Below are 15,018 nucleotides of genomic sequence, written 5' to 3'. Positions count from 1 at the left end.
GCCAGGGCGCCAACCGGCCGGCGGGACAAGCCACTGCTACCTCCGTCAATGGAGCCTAACGCTTGGTCCCAATGCCAATGTTGATGGGGCTGGTGAGCACCGCCGTGCCGTCAGCCTTTGCGCGGGCCGCGACAAGACGATCGAGCGCCTGCCGGATCTTCCCTCTTTCCTCCTCGCTCAGCTCAAGCCCGGCCAAAACGGCACCGGGAATGGGGTTGCTCTGCGTCAGCCATTGCCACAACTGCTCGCCCGCCGTGAATTCAAGGCGCTCGGTGGTCGACTCGACCCGAACATCCTGCAGCCCGGCGGTCTCAAGCTCAAAGCGGAGCCGTTCCGGGTCGCGAAGCTGGAAGGGCAGGGGCGGTGGGTCCGCCGGAAGTCCCGCAAAGGCGGGACGGACAGCCTTGATCGCTTCGATAAAGAAGGCGAGGAAATCGATCCTGCGCGGATCACCGAAGGCGGTGAGAAGAACGCGTCCGCCGGGCCTGACCACGCGAACCATTTCCCGAATGCCCCTCGGCATGTCGGGAAACAGCATGACACCGAACTGAGAACCGGCCATATCGAAGCTTTCGTCCGCCAGCTCGAGCGCGTGTCCGTCCATGACGCGGGCTTCAATCGCGAGGCCTTCGCCGGCAGCGCGGGCGCGCAGCTTCTCGATCATCGCGGGCGAAATATCCGTCGCCACGACATCCGCCCCCAGGCGCGCTGCCGGAATTGAAAGGCCACCACTGCCTGCCGCCACGTCCAGGAACCGCATGCCGGGGCGCAGCCCCGCGCGGCGAAGGCCCTCTTGGGCGAGCCAAAAATGAGACGGCGTGATGTACCGGTCGTATCCCGGCGCGATCCGGTTCCAAGCCTCTCGCGCAATCGATGCGGATTCTATAACGGTTCGCTCCGCCAGCACGGTGCGGAGCACCTTCATGAATGCGGCCGGCTGTTCTATCGGAGGATCGTCGGCGGCACCGTCGATGACATGGAGCGGCCAGCCGAAGCGGGTGCTTGCCGCCTCGGCGATCTGCAGCGGGGTTGCTAGATCATGCCGTCCCCAGATCAGGAAGGTCGGAATCTGTACGCGCTCCAACTCCTCCTGGGGAGTCGCTGGCAGCGCGAACTGCTCGAAGAGGCTTTGCTGGGTCGGCTTCAAATCCGCAAGCTGCGCCCGGTCCAGATTATACGTGCGCAGATAATCCCAGCTCCGGCCCATTCCATCACGCAATGCGTCGAGATCGAACGCGCACCGCTGCCAAAGTCTGTCATGATTTTCCGGACTCGGCTCCGTCACGAACGCGGCAAGGGCCTCGGCGAATTCAGGCGCAGGCTGAAAGCTTGCCAAGCCGAGCGTGTCAGAGAGGATCAAGCCACGCAGCCGCTCCCCATGCGCGGCGGCAAAGCGTAGGGCGATCGCGCCGCCAATGATCTGGCCGACAAGAATGGGCGGCGTTTTGCATGTCCGTGTGATCAGTTCGTCAAGCCAGGCCAGCACGCGATCGCGATCGATCGGGCCAACCGCTTCAGTCGCGCCGTGCCCGGGCAGATCGGGCGCGATCACGCGATGCGTCTTGACCAGCTCGGGCAAGATCCGCAGCCATTTGGCCGCATATTCGCCTGGACCGTGCAGGAGAATGATTGGCGGACCGTCTCCGCCTTCCAATACGGCCGTCGAAATGCCCGCTAGGTGGAGTCGACGCTCCGTGACCGGCAAGCCGGAGAGCAGAAGCTCACGGGCACTGCCGGCCATCGCTTTTTGTTCATGCGTGTTGGGTGGCTGCTTGGCCGCTGCAGTATCGGTAATGGTCATGGCTTCCTCCAAGCTCATGCGTTGAGGCTCGGCAAAGCCTATGACCGTTGTCTACGCGCCGCTTCGGCAAGATTCCCCAATTTGTCGCAAAGCGCTTTATGGGTGATTTCACCCACGCATGCTCGACCCTGGCTCAAACGAGCCCTTGGCGGAACGCCCAGGCGGCAGCGGCCGTTCGCGAGGAGACACCAAGCTTGTCGAAGATGTTGCTAAGATGCCGGTCGATCGTCTTCTCACTTAGAAACAACTCGGCCGCGATCACCTTGTTCGGCTTGCCAGCCGTAACCAACCGCAGCACCTCAAGTTCGCGCCGGGTCAGTCCCTTGCGCGTGTTGCGCGGAAGCGCCAAGCGATCGATCCTGGCCATATCCGGCGCAGCGCCCAACGCCTGGAACGCTTCGCGGGCCGCAGCGAGTTCCAGGCTCGCGCCCTCCTCGTCGCCCATGCCGCGGCACGCCAATGCCATGAGCTCCCGCGTGCGCGCGGCAGGATAGGGCGCCTCGACCTGGAGCCAAAGCTCAAATGCGGCCCTGAGGGCTTTCAACGCGTTTTGGTGATCATCGGCAGACAAGGCGACGGCACCGGCCGCATGGCCGGCCATCGCCTGCAGGACAACAGTCCGGAAACGATCGGCGCTTTCCTCCAACTCCCGGCATGCCTCGCCGGCCGAGGCAATATCGCCGCTTGCAAGCATGATCTCCACGCAGGCCGGTAGAAACTTGGCGCGCAGCAGCCGATCCTCCGTCGCTCCAAGGGCCCGCTTGATTGCCGCAGCCGCAGCTTCGGTTCGCTTTTGGGCAAGCCGCAGCAAAGCAAGGCCGGGCAGCGGCTCACAGCCGCGACTGCTGGCCTGCCGGAACGCCTTCTCGGCCTCCGCGAATTCGCCGCGCAGGCGGTGAATTTCCGCCTGCTGATAATAGGCAGTTCCCGGTGGCGGCAGTTCCGACCCCCGCGTAACGGCGCATGCGCGGCGAGCTTCCTCTATCGCCTGGGGCCAAAAACCGTTCATCTGCATGATCTCGGCACGATGAACCAGGCAGCTGCCGGTAAAGCTCACAAGCTGCGGCTGCTCCGCGCACCACTGCGCCAGGGCGTTCGTCCATTGGCGCGCACGATCCACGGCATAAATCTGCTGACAGGCATCGATGACGCTGCAATAGATCAGGCCCGTCATAATCGGCGACAGTTCTCCGGCAGTGACCGCCACCATCGCTTCGTCCAGCAGAGCGAGCCCCTTTTCCACCTCACCCTGCTGGATAAGTATCCGGCCCTGCATATGACGGGCGCAGGCTCCTAGATCGGCTTCCCCAAATTTCTCCGCGATCTCGGCAGCGCGGGTCGCCGTGCCGAGGGCGGTGTCAGCGGCTTTGGCACCGAGTTGCTGCTCCGCGAGCGGCAGCAAGAGATACCCTTCCTCGACGCAGGACTTGCCTTCGCGTTCGAGCAGCCGATGGGCACGGCCGAACCACCCGCTCGCCGGACCGGCCTCGCCACGCAGGGCCAGGCGCAGCCCCACCCAGAAGGCTGCGCGCGCGGCACGGATCAGATTGCCGCTGTCGAGATGGGCGTGATGGACCCGCTCCAAAACCCGTAGGTAATCCTCGTCGCGTCCGACCAGGTAAGCCGACACGGCCAGCCGCTCCAGGTCTTCAACGTCGAGGGGCGCCGCCTCACCCGCGCGCGACAGCCTTCGGTAAGCGTCATACCAGGCCTTTCGCTCATAGGCCTGGTGACCCAGAGCGATGTGATCCGGTTTGCCATAGAGGTTGCCACGCGGCATCGAATCCGAGCTTTCCATCCATGTTTGTTCCGGCGAACGCAGAACATTAACAAGATGAAGCCGCGGGCTCTAGGCCGCAGTGGCTATTCGAAGCCTATCGCTCGTTCGGATTGAAGTGCTTCTTGAGCTTATGGCCGTAAGCTCCATAGACCTTTTGGAACGCTTCTGTTTGGGCGGCAAAGGCCGTCACCTTCTGCGGGAACCGCGTCTCGAACATGAATGCCAGCGTGCCCTCCAGCTTATGTGGCTTCAACTCGACGTTGCTTGCCTTTTCGAAGGCGTCCACGTCGGGTCCGTGCGGCAGCATGGTGTTGTGGAGGGATATGCCGCCAGGAACGAAGCCGCCGCCGGTCTTCGCGTCATAGACGCCGTAGATCAGCCCCATGAATTCGCTCATCACGTTCATGTGGTACCACGGCGGCCGGAAGGTGTTTTCCGTCACAAGCCAACGGTCGGGGAAGATCACGAAATCGACATTGGCGGTGCCGGGTGTTTCCGAGGGCGAGGTGAGCACGGTGAAGATCGACGGATCGGCATGGTCGTACAGGATCGGTCCCACCGGCGAGTAGCGCCGCAGGTCGTATTTGTAGGGCGCATAATTGCCATGCCACGCGACGACATCGAGGGGCGAGTGGTCCATCTCGGCTGTCCAGAGAGAGCCGCCCCATTTCACATACATCCTGGAAGGCGTGTCCCTGTCCTCGTATGCTGCGACGGGTGTCAGAAAATCGCGCGGGTTGGCCAGGCAGTTGGCGCCGATGGGGCCGCGCTCGGGCAGGGTGAAGGCGCCGCCGTAGTTCTCGCAGAGATAGCCGCGTGCGGGGCCGCCGGTGAGTTCCACCCGGATCTTCACGCCGCGGGGGATCACCGCGATTTCACCGGGCTCGATGTCGATGATGCCGAACTCGGTGCAAATGCGCAGGCTGCCCTCTTGGGGCACAAACAGCATTTCGCCGTCGGCATTGTAGAAGTATTCGTCCACCATCGAGCGGGTGATGAGATAGACATGCGCGCCCATGCCGGCCTGCGTTCCCGCGTCGCCGGCGGTGGTGATTGTTCGCACGCCATCTATGAATGATACCTTTTCGCTGGGAAGCGGGATCGGGTCCCAGCGCATCGGGGCGATCGGCACCTCGACCTCCTGCGCTGGCGCTGTTCGCCAAAGCCCGATATCGGCCTTCTGGAACTGGCCCCAATGCGTCACGGTCGGCCTTATGCGGTAGAGCCAGGAGCGCTCGTTGGTGGTCCGCGGCGCGGTGAAGGGCGATCCGCTGAGCTGTTCCGCATAAAGGCCGTATGAGCACTTCTGCGGCGAGTTGCGGCCGATGGGAAGCGCGCCGGGGAGGGCTTCGGTCTCAAAACCATTGCCGAAACCTGACATGTAGCCTGGCTGGATAGCGCTCTCCGGCCGGTCGGTTTTTTGAGTCTGCAAAGATAGGTTCTCGACATTCATGATGGGTTCTCCTAACTTTGTTGCAAATGTAACTGTCGTTTTTGTAACTATCAACATGATGGCCAAGCTTCATCTCGAACAGTTCCTGCCCTACCGTCTCAACCGGATCGCGGCAGTGGTCTCGCAGGAATTCAGGGCTGTTTATGGCCCGCATCATGACCTGACGGTCCCGGAATGGCGCGTGCTGGCGACGCTGGGTCAATTTGAAGAAATGGGCGCGAAGGCGATCGGTCGTCACTCCTCCATGCACAAGACCAAGGTCAGCCGTGCTGTAAGCGCCTTGGAGGAGCGGCGCTGGCTCAAGCGCCGCCGGAGCGTTGACGACCGTCGCGAGGAAATCCTGTCACTGACTGCTCTTGGCCGAACGGCTTATGGGGAAATCATACCGCGCGCAGTCGCCTTCGAAGCGGCTATTCTGGAAGCGTTCGGGCCCGAGGCTTCGTCCCTCTTTAAGGCGCTCGACCGGCTGGAGGAGGTCCTGAAAATCCGCTCAAGCAGGTAATGCAAGCCCAAGCTGCCGGTCATCGCTAGGCGTGTCATGGCCAAGCGACTTCGCCTGGCTCTCAAACGTCTGATCCAAGAATCGCCGCCACAAGGGCCGGTATATCTTCTGTCGAATAGGGCTGTGGCGTCATGAGGCGGCGATAGAAGATCGCTCCGCTGAATGCAAAGGCGACTGTTTCGGCATCAAAATTCGCGGGCAGTTCCCCCGCTGCGATCGCATCGCGCAGTAGCGCAACCAGCGTCTCGCGCCGGCGCGCACTGTATCCATGCAGGAAGTCCGCGACTTCGGGATGGTGTTTGGCGGCCTCGATGAGCCCGGGGATGCAAGCGGCAAAAGGAGAGGTGGAGAGCGCCTCGGCGAGGTGGCATAGTAACACCGTCACCCGCTGCCTGACATCGCCATCAACGGGTCCTAGCTGCGGTTGGATGTTCAGCGTCTCGAGTGCATCTGCGATGAGCGACAGCTTTGTCGGCCAATGCCGGTAAAGCGTGCTCTTCGACACCCCTGCCTCCCCGGCCACTGCTTCCATGTTGAATGCCGCATAGCCACGCCGGCCGAGCAGCGCGATGGCCGCGCTGCGAACCTCGCGCTTGGTGCGTTCGATACGCTTGTCCATGTCAGGCTCCTGAGACCTTCAATTTATAGAACGCTTGCGTTTCATAATATTTTATGAAACGATACCGTACGATAAAAGCGCTATCGCGCAAACCGCTGGAGGAACAGATGGCATCCGTTCGCTACATTGTCTCTGACGTTGCAATCTGCGTTGACTTCTATCGTGAGCGGCTTGGATTCAAAGTGGAGATGCATCCAAGCCCCGGGTTTGCGGCCCTGTCTCTTGGGGACTTGCGCCTCTATCTCAACGCGCCGGGGGTGGGCAGCGCCGGCAAGGCGGGAGGAACGCCCGAGCCAGGCGGCTGGAACCGATTCCAAATCGAAGTTGACGATCTGGATTGGCTGATCAGCAGACTACGCGACGCCGGCGCGCGGTTTCGCGGAGAAATAGCCAGCGGAATAGGCGGCCGGCAGATCCTCTTGGAGGACCCTTCGGGCAACCTGGTCGAGCTCTTCGAGCCTGCCAGATCATGACCACGGTCCACAAAATCCCGCGCCGCAGCAGCGCCACCGGGTAGAGAACATGTTCGTGAAGCTCGAGGATTAAAGGCGCTTCTCAACCCGCTATGGCCGCTGCGCCCACTCCTTTAACGCGAATGCATCGTGCGACAGTATTTTCCTGGCTCGGCAAATGAGTCCTGACCCTAGCTTTTGTCGGCAATGGAACGTAAGTTCGACAATAGTCATTTCATTCTAACTCAGGTCGTGCGCCGGTCCTGCGCGACATGCCATGGAATTTCGGCGGCGACCGTCGGAAGATATGGGAGGAGCTAGCGATGAGAAAAATAGTCCTTGCGGGAGTATTCGCGCTCTCGGCTTCGACATGCCTGGCACAATCCACCACGTCGCCCCAGCAGACCGCTCCCGCTGTAGAAGCGCCAGGCGGCAATACTGCCGCTTCGCAGGAGGGCGGCCCGGCCAATCTCTGTCAGGAACTCCTCGCCTTCATGGAGGCGCCTCCGCCAGAGCCGGCTGAACAGGCCGGTGCAGCAAAACCGGCCGCAGCCCCTGCTCAGCAGGCGGCGCCGGCACAGCAGGCGGCGCCCGCTCAGCCGTCAGGTTCAAACCAGCAGGGATCGCAGGCCTTGGCCGGTACGACCGCTGCCGGTGAAGGCGCCTCGGCGAAGCCGGAGTCCGGCTCGAATTCGGCGCAAGCGGTCACCGGGCAGGAGGGCGTAGCAACCGATGCGCCAGAGGAAGGCGATGATCAGGCGGCCTCCGGTTCAGTGGCAAACGCGCCGCAGAAGGATACGAGAGCAGCGCCGACGCCCCCAGCCGATGTAGCCAGCACGCCGAAGGAGTCGGTGATGACGGTCGAAGCGGCTCAGCAACTCGCCGATGCTAACGATGTGGCGCAGTGCCAGAAAGCGGCGCGCGACTTGAGAGTTGCGGGGGTCGACATGCCGCCGCCGCTGATTGCACTGACTGCGCTCGATCTGCAATATCAGCAGAATTCGGGCGCTGGGGCGCAGCCGACCGGCGTTACCGATCCGGCAGCCGGCGGGCAGGAGCCAGCGCCGCAGCAATAGAGACGAAGGCCGGGGAACGTGGCGGCGGTCCGCTGCGAAGGCAACAGGAGGGAGTAGGCCACGATGCGCATGATCTTGATGGGAATTGTCCTTGCCGCTGTCATCGCGGTCGGCGCCGGATATGCTCTACAGGCGCGACAGGAACCATCCTGGCAGGTCTTCAGCAGTGACAGCACGCGCGTGGGCGATCCGGGCCACAATCTGGTCGGGCCGAACTGGACCGGCGAGCCGGGCGGCACCGTCGCCGCCGCTGACGGCGAGACCGCCTCCTGACCGCAGGATGGCACAGAGGCGAAAGAAAACGCCCGGACCTTCGTCCGGGCGTTTTGCTGCAGGTATGGTTCCGTTACTCGGCTGGTTCCGCAGCAGCGCGCGGCAGCGCGCCTGACTTTGCCTGCTGCTCCTCCACCCAGGCGCTGTGGTGCTCCTTGGCCCAGTTCAGGTCGACGGTGCCCGAGCCCATGGCCTCGTAGGCGCCTTCCATGCCGAGCGTGCCGATATAAATGTGTGCGATGATCACCCCGATCAGGATGACGCCCACGGTCGCATGGACATATTGGGCCGTCTGCATTCCATTGATGTCGGTGAAAGCGAACGGAAACAGCATGAAGATGCCGGACACCGACAGCGCAATGCCCCCCAACACGACGGCCCAGAAGATGAGTTTCTGGCCGGTGTTGAAGCGTCTCGCTGGCGGGTGCGTCCTGTTCGACCGGTCGAAAAATCCGCCGCCGACCTTCAGCCAATTCACGTCATAGCGGTCCGGGAGGTTGTCCCACACCCAGGCGACCAGCATAACCAGCACGCCGAGCATGAAAGCCCAGGCAACGAAATCGTGCGCGTATTTCGCCCAGATGGACCATGTGGAGAACGCTTCCGGCCCGATCAAAGGCATAAGCAGGCGCTTGCCGAAGATGAAGTTCAGGCCGGTGATGGCAAGGATGATGAAGGCCGTAGCCGTGGTCCAATGGGCGAGCCGTTCGATTGCATTGAAGCGCAGGATCTTGACGCCCGATTCACCGGCCAGCGTGCGGATGCGGCCCCTGACGAAGTAGAACAGCGCCAGCAACAGAAGCATACCGATGATGACGATGCCACCGATCCAGGGCAGTGCGCCCTCGTGGAAAGCACGATAATCACGCCCTTGCGGCTGCTGGAGCAAACCGGCCGCCGTGTTGGGTAGGCTGACGCGCCCCTCGATCTTCTGCAGCTCGTTCAGGAGTTGCTGCTCGTTCACCGCCTGGGCGGTCGGATTGCTTCCCGACGACCCCTCCTGTGCTCCCGCCGGAACGACAACCAGACCGACAGCAAGAATGAATGCTGCGACAACCGGCGCAATCAGTTGACCAAGCCTCCAGATGCGCATTTCCTCCGTCCTCCTGAGCTGCTGCACCGGCGGGATCAGCCCACCGCCTTCAGTGCTGGAGCGAATGCGCTCCTCCATGTTCGCGCCTTCGCTCTGGCTGTTTTTTTGGCCGCATTTGTGCGACGGCAAGCAATTCCGCTTGCCTGCAAAATGCCTAGACTTCCACCGTCTCCCTGTACGCGGTCTGCCATCCCCATGCCCCCGAGCCGTAGCCGCGCTGTGTGACCCGCTCCTTGTAGATGGCGGCGATGATTTCGCCGTCGCCGGCGAGCAGCGATTTGGTCGAGCACATTTCGGCACAGAGCGGCAGCTTGCCTTCCGCCAGGCGGTTGGCGCCGTATTTCGCATATTCGATCTCGGTTGAGTCCTCTTCCGGGCCGGCCGCACAGAAGGTGCATTTGTCCATCTTGCCGCGCGTGCCGAAATTGCCGACGCGCGGATATTGCGGAGCGCCGAAAGGGCAGGCGTAGAAGCAATAGCCGCAGCCGATACATAGATCCTTTGAGTGCAGCACCACCGCATCGGCTGTCGTGTAGAAGCAGTCGACCGGACACACCGCTGCGCAGGGAGCGTCCGTGCAGTGCATGCAGGCCATCGAAACCGAGCGCTCGCCCGGCTTGCCGTCGTTGATCGTGACGACGCGCCGCCGGTTGATGCCCCAGGGCACGTCATGCTCGTTCTTGCAGGCGGTGACGCATGCGTTGCACTCGATGCAGCGGTCGGCATCGCAAAGGAACTTCATCCTGGCCATTTTTTCGTTCCTCCCTGTTACGCCGCCGCGATCTGGCAAAGCGTGACCTTGGGCTCCTGCATGCCGGTCACCGGATCGTAGCCGTAGGTCGTGATGGTGTTGGCGCTTTCGCCGAGCACATAGGGATCAGTGCCTTGCGGGTAGTTCGCCCGCAGATCCTGGCCCTGAAACCAGCCGCCGAAGTGGAAGGGCATGAATGCCACGCCCTTGCCGACGCGTTCGGTCACAAGCGCCCTCACACGCGCCTTGGCGTTGTTTTCCGCGCCGTTCACCCACACCCACGCGCCGTCGCTGATGCCGCGCTCGGCCGCATCGGCCGGATTGATTTCGACGAACATCTCCTGCTGCAGCTCGGCCAGCCACCGGTTCGACCGGGTCTCCTCGCCGCCGCCCTCGTACTCGACAAGGCGGCCGCTGGTCAGGATGATGGGGAAGGAGTTGGCGATGCCATTGTCCACCGCCGCCTTCTGCACGCTGAAGCCGATATTGGGCAGGCGGAACTGCTTGGCGTCAGGATATGTCGGGTACTTCGCCACCAGATCGACCTTTGGCGTGTAGATCGGCTCGCGATGGATCGGCACCGGGTCGGGCAGGTTCCAGGCAACCGCACGTGCCTTGCCATTGCCGTAGGGATGGCAGCCATGGCTGAGCGCCACTCGCTGAATCCCGCCGGACAGGTCGGTCGACCAGGATACCTTGCCGACGTCGCCCATGTCGGCGCCGATTTGCTCGATGATCGAACGTTCCTCGGGCGTCAGATCCTGGTCCCAGCCGAGCTTCTGCAGCACGGCCATGGTGAACTCCGGATAGCCGTCGGTCAGTTCGGAGCCTTCGGTGTAGGAGCCTTCCGCAAGAAGGGTCTCTCCGTTCCGTTCCACGCCGAAGCGGGCGCGGAATGGGCTTCCGCCGTCCATCACGTGCAAGCCGGTGCTGTAAAGATTGGCGGTTCCCGGATGGCGGAGTTCCGGCTTTCCCCAGCACGGCCAAGGCAGGCCGTAGTAGTCGCCGCCGACCTCGGGATCCTCCTTTGGTGCGCGCATCGTCACCAGGTCGAACTTGTGCTGGTTGCGCATATGCGCCTTGAGACGTTCCGGGGACTGGCCGCAGTAGCCGGTGGACCAACTCCCGCGGTTCATCTCGCGCAGCACGTCCTCCGGAACAGGGCGGTCGCCTTCGACGGCGATGTTCTTGAACATCCAGTCCGACAATCCAAGCTTCTGCGACAGAAGATAAAGGACCTGATAATCGTCCTTCTGCTCGAAGCTCGGTTTGACGATCTGCTCGCCCCACTGGATGGCGCGATTGGACGCGACCCGCGAGCCCGACGTCTCGAACTGCGTGCAAACCGGCAGGAGATAAGTGTTGTCCTGTCGCCCCGCCTGCACCGCGAGCGAGGCCCATGTGGTCGGATGTGGATCGGCAATGACAAGCAGTTCAAGGCCGGCCAAGCCCTTCATGGACTCGGGTATACGGGCAATGCTGTTGCTGGCATGGCCCTGGACGAACATCGCCCGCATGACGTCGGGCTGCTGAACGTCCTCCTTTGGGAGCGAAACCGAGTCGAACCACCGCGTCAGTGGAATGCCGGGCGTCTCCATCAGTTCCTTGGAGGAGAATTGCCCGACCAGATCCTCATAGGGGATTTCCCAGACCCGCGCCCAGTGTTTCCAGGCGCCCTCGGTCAGCCCGTAGTAGAAGGGCAGTGTGACCACATCGAGCCCGATATCGGTCGCGCCCTGAACGTTGTCGTGGCCGCGGAAGATGTTGGCGCCGGTGCCGGGCTTGCCGACATTGCCGGTGGCCAGGCACAGGATGCAGCTCGCCCGGGTATTGGCGGTGCCGACCGTATGGTGCGTCTGGCCCATGCACCAGATCATGGTCGAGGGGCGCTGGGTGGCGAACATCTCGGCCACGCGCTTCACCTGCTCCTCGGGAACGCCCGTGATCAGTTCCACCTCGTCGGGCGTGTATTTAGCGACTTCCTTGCGGATCTCATCCATCCCGTAGACGCGCTGCGCGATGAATTCCTTATCCTCCCAGCCATTCTCGAAGATGTGCCAGAGCATCCCCCAAATGAGGGCGATATCGGTGCCGGACCGGAACCGCACATATTCGGTCGCATGCGCGGCGGTGCGGGTGAAGCGCGGGTCTACCACGATCAAATTCGCGTTGTTGAGCTCCTTGCCTTCCAGCAGGTGCTGCATAGCGATCGGGTGCGCCTCCGCCGGATTCCCGCCCATGATCATCATGGTTTTGGAGTTGCGGATGTCGTTGAACGAATTGGTCATCGCGCCGTAGCCCCAGGTATTGGCTACGCCAGCAACCGTCGTCGAATGACAGATGCGGGCCTGATGGTCCTGGTTGTTGGTTCCCCACAGGGCCGCGAGCTTGCGGAAGAGATAGGTTCCCTCGTTGGAGAACTTGGCCGACCCCATCCAATAGACGGATTCCGGCCCGGACGCCTCCCGGATCTCCAGCAGCTTGTCGCCGATCCCGTTGATGGCCTCTTCCCAGGAGACGCGCTCCCACTGCCCGCCGGAAAGCCGCATCGGGTATTTCAGGCGGCGGTCGCTGTGCACCAGCTCGCGCACGCTGGCGCCCTTGGCGCAGTGTGAGCCGCGATTGATGGGGCTGTCCCAGGACGGCTCCTGACCGGTCCACACGCCGTTCTGGACTTCGGCCGTGACCGTGCAGCCGACCGCGCAGTGCGTGCAGATGCTCTTCTTCAATTCGATCGGCACGCCCGGCTGCGGCGGGGCGATCGCGGCGGCCTTCCTGACGGTGCCGAGCTGGAACGTGCCGAGCGCGGCCACGCCGCCGGCGACGAGGCCGGAGCGGCGGAGGAATGTCCGGCGGTCCATGGGAGCAGACGCCGCGCTCCCCATCATAGCCTGCAGGCCTGTGCGGTTGGTTTGTCCGCCTTTGCGCTTCGTCAGCATGGCGCCCTCACTTCTTCTCGGGATAGCTGTTCACGCGGTAGAAGGCCTTGATGTGATCCGTCTCGCGATAGCGTGCCCGCGTCTCCTCCTCGCCGGGGTCATAGGCATGCGCCTCGCCTGGGGCGAGCGTGGCAGCCGCCACTGCGGTGGTGGAAACGCCGCCGAACGCGCGGAGGAAGTTGCGTCGGCTGAGTTCCCTCGATCGCTTGTCCTGCATCTTCATCCTCCCTAGGTTCTCGGGCCTCCACCCGGTCGCTATCTCGTTCTAGGTACTTCGCCGCATCTCCATGGCGAAGGCTTCGCTTTCGATCTCGATGAAAAGCCGCCCGATCGTGCCGACCGCGCGGTAAAACTTCGCTGCTTTCGCGTTTTCCAGATCGGCGAAGAAGCGCCCGGCCCAGGGCGCGATATGCCGGGCGAAGAAATCCTGTTCGTCGTTTGCCGGCACCACGAAGTGATTGCCGGCGAAGCCGCTCATGATCTCGCAGAGAGTGCCGAGATGGTCCTCCGGGTCGCAATGGCCGTCGGCGCGTTCGAGGCCGAGGCGCATCATGTCTCCACGCAGGCGGGCGAGCGGCCGCTCGTTGAGGAAGCCGGTCAGGTAATAGGATGCATAGGGCAGAAGCTCTCCGCGCCCGATACCGATGAAGAGGTCGAAATACTCGCGCCCTACCGCATCCGCGGAAGCGGAAGCCGCCGCCCGACCAAGATCGGCGTGAGCGCGGCCGAGCGGTGTGGCGTCGCCATGCTGAAGGCATGAAAGCCGAGCAAGAAAGTCTGCGTCTGGCGGGGCGAGCAACAGCGAGGCGAGGAGCGCGTATTCCTGCGAACGGGCGTGGTCTAAATCGTCAGCGTCAACCCCCGCGCCCATGGCCGGAGCCTCCACTCCGCCTGACGTTCCACGTGCCTGGTCCAGCGGCAAGTCTGGGTTCATTGGCTGACCTCGACTGCCCAAGATTGGGTTCGTTCATAGTAGTCCGACCCTAAGGAATTGCAATAGCATATACCGGGAGCTTACACCGGCCCATCACCGTTCAAGTTGCCGGTATGCGCCGTCTCAGCGCGGCAGCGCACTTCCGTGGCGCGGCCCGGGCCGGGACGGGGTTGCTGGCTCGGTTGTTGGCCGAACCTCCGCTATTTGCTGCGGCGCGTCTGAAGGCGGTTGGTCCCTCGGCTCAGACTGAATAGGCTCTTCGTACTGGGGGGACTGTGCCAAGTCCATATCGGGTCCGCCTTCCGATGTAGCGTCCGCGCGTTGCTCGCTATCCGCCGCCTGCGGTTCTGCCGGAACAGCGGCCGGTTCATCAGTGCCGCCTTCCAGCTCGCGCACTGTTTTCGACAGGAAGCTGACCACGGTTTCCTTTGCTTCGAGCGGTCCAAACCCCCCCATCGAGCCCGGCTGGTTGAAATCCCATGCATATTCCGCAGGACCGACATAATCGCGGATTGCCGGATTGAGCGACCACATCTTGCGCATCGCAGCGCTTTTCAGCGCCATGGGAATGCCCTTTCTCAGGAAGGCGGTAAGGTCACTTTCGGCAGTCAGGTCTTCAATGCGGGGGAGAGGTTCCGGGGTCTCAGCGGCTTCCCCTTCGGCCGTCGTTTCCTCCGGGACTTCGGGTTGCAGCGCGGGACCGCTCGCTTCGATAACCGCAGCCGCCTCGCCTGGCGCATGCTCCTTCTCATCCGCAGCGGGAGCTTCGGCCGACCGGGCGGCAAGTTTTCGGCGCGACCAGCGGGAAATGAGATTGTCGTTTCCGCTGCTCATTCCACGTCACCCCTGCGCGGGTAATTCGGCTCGCGCCTCGCCAATGCCTCCGGGCTGGCGCGGTCGCGCTTACGTTTGATGAAGGGGCGCTCGACGTGGTGGGTTTCGACGAAGGCCGCGAGCCGCTGCTGTATCTCAACGGGCATCGGAACGGCTTCGATAATGTCGGTGCCGGTTTCGGTCAGGGCCTCGGCATCCGATGGATCGGCGGTGACCAGGTGCAGCGAAACTCCGGGAGACGCATCGATATGCCGGAGCGACACCCACAGGCTCGGCCGCTGAGAACGAAGATTCTCGCGATACATCGTGGTGTCCGTTCCGAAGAATTCGATCTCTATCGTTCCCGCATAATACCGGGTCAGACTGGCCGTCTGGTCGAGAACCGTCCAAGGCGCCGCCGCCGGCGCGCCCGCGAGCACGGCAACCGGGACCCAGGCATGGTCCACCCAGGGGCTTTTCTGTGCCCGCCGCTCCACGATAACACCGACTTCGGCCGTTTCCCGTACCATGG

Annotated in this window: 15 protein-coding genes; 4 read left to right on the top strand and 11 right to left on the bottom strand. The window is 62.9% G+C overall.

Annotation, left to right across the window (positions count from 1 at the left end):
• Positions 1–55 precede the first annotated feature (55 nt).
• From GNP00_RS23125 to hmgA, 3 genes are all read right to left on the bottom strand, one after another.
• Positions 56–1,801, bottom strand: a complete 1,746-nt coding sequence (locus GNP00_RS23125; RefSeq protein WP_011581783.1) for an alpha/beta fold hydrolase — start codon at positions 1,799–1,801, stop codon at positions 56–58.
• Between the two features lie 133 nt (positions 1,802–1,934).
• Positions 1,935–3,581: a helix-turn-helix transcriptional regulator gene (locus GNP00_RS23570; protein ID WP_049764940.1), complete on the bottom strand. Its 1,647-nt coding sequence runs from the start codon at positions 3,579–3,581 to the stop codon at positions 1,935–1,937.
• A 94-nt stretch (positions 3,582–3,675) separates the two neighbouring features.
• Positions 3,676–5,034, bottom strand: a complete 1,359-nt coding sequence (gene hmgA, locus GNP00_RS07645) for a homogentisate 1,2-dioxygenase (protein ID WP_166015824.1) — start codon at positions 5,032–5,034, stop codon at positions 3,676–3,678.
• Between the two features lie 55 nt (positions 5,035–5,089).
• Between hmgA and GNP00_RS07640 the strand changes: the two genes are divergently transcribed.
• The gene (locus tag GNP00_RS07640) at positions 5,090–5,536 is read left to right on the top strand and encodes a MarR family winged helix-turn-helix transcriptional regulator (protein ID WP_011581780.1); all 447 of its coding nucleotides are present in this window, start codon (positions 5,090–5,092) and stop codon (positions 5,534–5,536) included.
• 61 nt (positions 5,537–5,597) lie between these two features.
• Here GNP00_RS07640 and GNP00_RS07635 read toward each other — a convergent pair whose 3' ends face one another.
• Complete coding sequence (locus GNP00_RS07635) at positions 5,598–6,155, bottom strand: TetR/AcrR family transcriptional regulator (RefSeq protein ID WP_011581779.1); 558 nt, start codon at positions 6,153–6,155, stop codon at positions 5,598–5,600.
• A gap of 107 nt (positions 6,156–6,262) precedes the next feature.
• Between GNP00_RS07635 and GNP00_RS07630 the strand changes: the two genes are divergently transcribed.
• From GNP00_RS07630 to GNP00_RS07620, 3 genes are all read left to right on the top strand, one after another.
• A complete protein-coding gene (locus tag GNP00_RS07630; RefSeq protein WP_011581778.1) occupies positions 6,263–6,628 on the top strand; it encodes a VOC family protein in 366 nt (121 codons plus the stop codon).
• Positions 6,629–6,930: 302 nt separating this feature from the next.
• Positions 6,931–7,683, top strand: coding sequence for a hypothetical protein (locus tag GNP00_RS07625; RefSeq protein ID WP_011581777.1), 753 nt, complete (start codon positions 6,931–6,933; stop codon positions 7,681–7,683).
• 63 nt (positions 7,684–7,746) lie between these two features.
• Entirely contained in the window at positions 7,747–7,956 is a 210-nt protein-coding gene (locus tag GNP00_RS07620) for a hypothetical protein (protein WP_041544761.1), read from the top strand.
• A gap of 73 nt (positions 7,957–8,029) precedes the next feature.
• Here the strand turns inward: GNP00_RS07620 and GNP00_RS07615 are convergent, their stop codons facing one another.
• From GNP00_RS07615 to GNP00_RS07585, 7 genes are all read right to left on the bottom strand, one after another.
• Positions 8,030–9,049: a formate dehydrogenase subunit gamma gene (locus GNP00_RS07615; protein ID WP_011581776.1), complete on the bottom strand. Its 1,020-nt coding sequence runs from the start codon at positions 9,047–9,049 to the stop codon at positions 8,030–8,032.
• 154 nt (positions 9,050–9,203) lie between these two features.
• Entirely contained in the window at positions 9,204–9,800 is a 597-nt protein-coding gene (gene fdh3B, locus GNP00_RS07610; protein WP_011581775.1) for a formate dehydrogenase FDH3 subunit beta, read from the bottom strand.
• Positions 9,801–9,817: 17 nt separating this feature from the next.
• On the bottom strand, positions 9,818–12,739 hold the full coding sequence (locus GNP00_RS07605; protein ID WP_011581774.1) for a molybdopterin-dependent oxidoreductase: 2,922 nt from the start codon (positions 12,737–12,739) through the stop codon (positions 9,818–9,820).
• A gap of 7 nt (positions 12,740–12,746) precedes the next feature.
• The gene (locus GNP00_RS07600; RefSeq protein WP_011581773.1) at positions 12,747–12,956 is read right to left on the bottom strand and encodes a twin-arginine translocation signal domain-containing protein; all 210 of its coding nucleotides are present in this window, start codon (positions 12,954–12,956) and stop codon (positions 12,747–12,749) included.
• Positions 12,957–13,004: 48 nt separating this feature from the next.
• Positions 13,005–13,673 carry a TorD/DmsD family molecular chaperone gene (locus GNP00_RS07595; RefSeq protein ID WP_011581772.1) on the bottom strand — a complete coding sequence of 223 codons (669 nt, stop codon included), beginning with the start codon at positions 13,671–13,673 and terminating at the stop codon, positions 13,005–13,007.
• Between the two features lie 123 nt (positions 13,674–13,796).
• Positions 13,797–14,507, bottom strand: a complete 711-nt coding sequence (locus GNP00_RS07590) for a DUF3306 domain-containing protein (RefSeq protein WP_011581771.1) — start codon at positions 14,505–14,507, stop codon at positions 13,797–13,799.
• Positions 14,504–15,016 (bottom strand): DUF3305 domain-containing protein, encoded by a 513-nt coding sequence (locus tag GNP00_RS07585; protein ID WP_011581770.1) that lies wholly within the window; start codon positions 15,014–15,016, stop codon positions 14,504–14,506. Before GNP00_RS07585 ends, GNP00_RS07590 begins: the two co-directional genes overlap by 4 nt.
• Positions 15,017–15,018 lie beyond the last annotated feature (2 nt).

It is taken from the genome of Chelativorans multitrophicus, assembly GCF_011317445.1.
GTDB lineage: Bacteria > Pseudomonadota > Alphaproteobacteria > Rhizobiales > Rhizobiaceae > Chelativorans > Chelativorans multitrophicus.
The sequence above is the reverse complement of the archived record's forward strand: the minus strand, read 5'-3'. Positions and strand labels throughout refer to the sequence as shown.